At 75.6% G+C, this 2,774-nt stretch carries 3 protein-coding genes; 1 reads left to right on the top strand and 2 read right to left on the bottom strand.

What is annotated here, in order from left to right; translation table 11 throughout:
• Positions 1-952: FAD-dependent monooxygenase (locus tag ABZV94_RS41105; RefSeq protein WP_356350159.1), on the bottom strand; the 952-nt coding region annotated here is incomplete at its 3' end.
• Between the two features lie 88 nt (positions 953-1,040).
• On the opposite strand from ABZV94_RS41105, the gene ABZV94_RS41100 reads away from it, so the two are divergent.
• A complete protein-coding gene (locus tag ABZV94_RS41100) occupies positions 1,041-1,598 on the top strand; it encodes a TetR family transcriptional regulator C-terminal domain-containing protein (protein ID WP_356350157.1) in 558 nt (185 codons plus the stop codon).
• Positions 1,599-1,650: 52 nt separating this feature from the next.
• Here the strand turns inward: ABZV94_RS41100 and ABZV94_RS41095 are convergent.
• Positions 1,651-2,774: AI-2E family transporter (locus ABZV94_RS41095; protein ID WP_356350155.1), on the bottom strand; the 1,124-nt coding region annotated here is incomplete at its 5' end.

Below are 2,774 nucleotides of genomic sequence, written 5' to 3'. Positions count from 1 at the left end.
CGCCGACCGAGGCCTCGCCGGCCAGCGCGGCGGCCAGGGTGACCGCGTCCTCCAGGGCCTGGCAGGCGCCCTGGCCGAGATGCGGCGTCATGGCGTGCGCCGCGTCGCCCAGCAGCGCCACCCGTCCCGCCGTGAACGACGGCAGGGGCGTGGCCAGTTCGTGGATGTCGTGGTGCAGCACGGCCTCGGGCCGGGTGGCGGCCAGCAGCGCCGGGACCGGCTCGTGCCAGTCGCGGAAGCGGTGGCGGAGCATGCCGAGCGGGTCGGCGTGGCGGACCCCGGGCGGCGCGTTGAGCACCGCGTGCCACTCGGCGCGGCCGTCGGTGAACGCGATGTGCCCGAACTCGGCCCCCGCGCCCCAGGTCAGCTCGAAGTCGGTGGCCACGTCCAGCGGACCCTCGGTGAGGGCCCGCAGCACCGTCGAGCCGGCGTACACCGGACCGGGGTGGTCCGGGAACAGCCGGCCGCGCAGCCGGCTGTGCACGCCGTCCGCCGCGACGACCAGGTCCGCCTCCAGGACGCCGTCCCCGACCGGCACGGCCACCCGGCCGGGGGCCGAGAGGTCGAGCGTCTCCACGGTCGCGCCGACGAGCAGGCAGTCCCCGGGCAGCGCCGCGCGCAGCAGGCGGTGCAGGACCGCGCGCGGGATGCCGACGATGGGGGAGCCCAGTTCGCGCTCCAGCAGGGCCCCGTCCATGCGTGACAGCCACCGGCCCGCCGGGGTGCGGGTGCCCCCGGTGTACTGCGGGCGCGCCGCCGCCCGGACCGCCGCGCCGACGCCCACGGCGTCGAGCGCGCGCAGCCCGTTGGCGTGCAGCGAGATGCCGGCGCCCGCGTCGTCCAGGACGGCGGCCCGCTCCACCACCCGGACCTCCCAGCCGATCCGGCGCAGGCCGAGTGCCGCGGCCAGCCCGCCGATACCGCCCCCGACCACCACCGCCGTGCCGCCCATGCCGGTCCCCTCCCGTGGGTTTCTACACCTGTAGAAGCACCCTAGCGCGCCGTTCTACATCCGTAGAAGGCGGGTGTAGAAAGAGGGGGTGGCCACAGACCGACGTACCCTCCTCGCCGACACGGCGATCACCGTGCTCGCCGACACCGGCATGCGCGGGCTGACGCATCGCGCGGTCGACCGGGCGGCCCGGCTGCCCACCGGCACCACCTCCGCGTACTACCGCACCCGGCAGGCCCTCCTCACCGCCCTGGTCCGGCGTCTGGTGGAGCTCGACCAGGCGGAGCTGGAGGAGAGGGGCGCCGCCACGCCCGTACCCCGGACCGCCGACGAACTGGCGGCCGGCATCGCCGCGCTGATCGCGGCACGGCTCACCGGGGAGGGCCGCCGGCGGTCCCTCGCCCGCTACGCCTGCGCCGTCGAGAGCGCCCACCACCCCGAGCTGCGCGAGATCCTCGTGCCGCGCGACAACCAGGGGCGGCGGATCGTGCGCGCATTCCTCGCCGCACAGGGCGTCGCGGACCCGGAGGACCGCACGGTGACCCTGCTGACCTGCGTGGACGGGCTGGTCTTCGACCGGCTGGTGCACGGCGGGAGCGTCCAGGAGGAGGAGATCCGCGGCCTCGTCGCGGCCGCCCTGCGCTGAGCTGTGGGTGACGGCGCCGGGCCTCCTCAGCACCCGTCGCGGGTGCGGTCCCTCACGGTGGCAGCGCGCGCAGCGCCCGCAGCACCGCCCAGACGACCGATACCAGCGGAACCGCGACGACGGCGCCGATCACCCCGGCGACGATGCTGCCCGCGATGACCGACACCGCCACGACGAGCGGGTGCAGCCGCACCGCCCAGCTCATCACCAGCGGATGCAGCACGTGCCCCTCCAACTGGCCGATCACCACGATCAGCACCAGCACCCCGACCGCCGTGAGCGGGCCGCGCCCGGCGAGCGCGACGATCGTGGCGACCCCCAGCGCCACCGGCGAGCCCACCAGCGGCACGAACGCGGCGAAGAACTCCAGCAGCGTCAGCGGCAGTGCGAGCGGTACCCGCAGCACCAGCAGGACCACTCCCACCAGGACGGCGTTGGTGGCGGCCACGATGATGATGCCGCGCGTGTACCCCGCGAAGGCCCGCCAGGCCGCCCGGCCCGCCCGGTCCCACGCCGGGCGGGCACCGCTCGGCAGCAACTGGTCCCGCGTCCAGCTCCACAGGTGCTCGCCCGAGTAGAGGAAGAAGACCGAGGCGAACAGTGCCAGGGCCGCGCCCGTGACCAGTTCGACCACCCGGCCCAGCTCGCTGAGCGCGCTGCTGAACAGAGCGGCCCGGTGCGTGGCGATGTAGTGCGTCACCTGGCGCTGCAACCCGGCGAGCGCGTCGGCGCTGAGCCGGAACGGCGGCCGGCGCAGCCATTCCTCGATGCGGTGGACGCCGCCCCGGAACTCACTCGCCAGCCGGGCCGACTCGCCCGCCACCGCGCTGCCCACCAGCGCGAGCAGGCCCAGCAGCAGCACCAGACTGCCCACCAGCGCGATCGCCACGCACAGCGGCCTCGGCAGGAAGCGGTTCAGCAGATCGGTCAGCGGGCGCAGCACGGACGTCACGACCAGGGCGAGGAACAGCGCCACGGCGATGAGCTGGAAGCTGCCGAGGACGCTGAAGACGCCGTAGACGACGACGCCGACGAGAATCAGCCGCCAGGCGTAGGCCGCGCTGATCCGCAGCCACGGCACCGTCCGCTCGGCCGGCGGCACCCGAGGCTCCGGGCGGGTGACGGACGGCAGCCGCACCGAGTACGCCGACCGGCCGCCCGGCACCGCGCGCCCGG

Origin of the sequence: Streptomyces sp. NPDC004658 (assembly GCF_040609555.1) — a bacterium.
In the GTDB taxonomy this organism is placed as follows: Bacteria; Actinomycetota; Actinomycetes; order Streptomycetales; family Streptomycetaceae; genus Streptomyces.
This window is presented reverse-complemented; position numbering and strand designations above follow the sequence as displayed.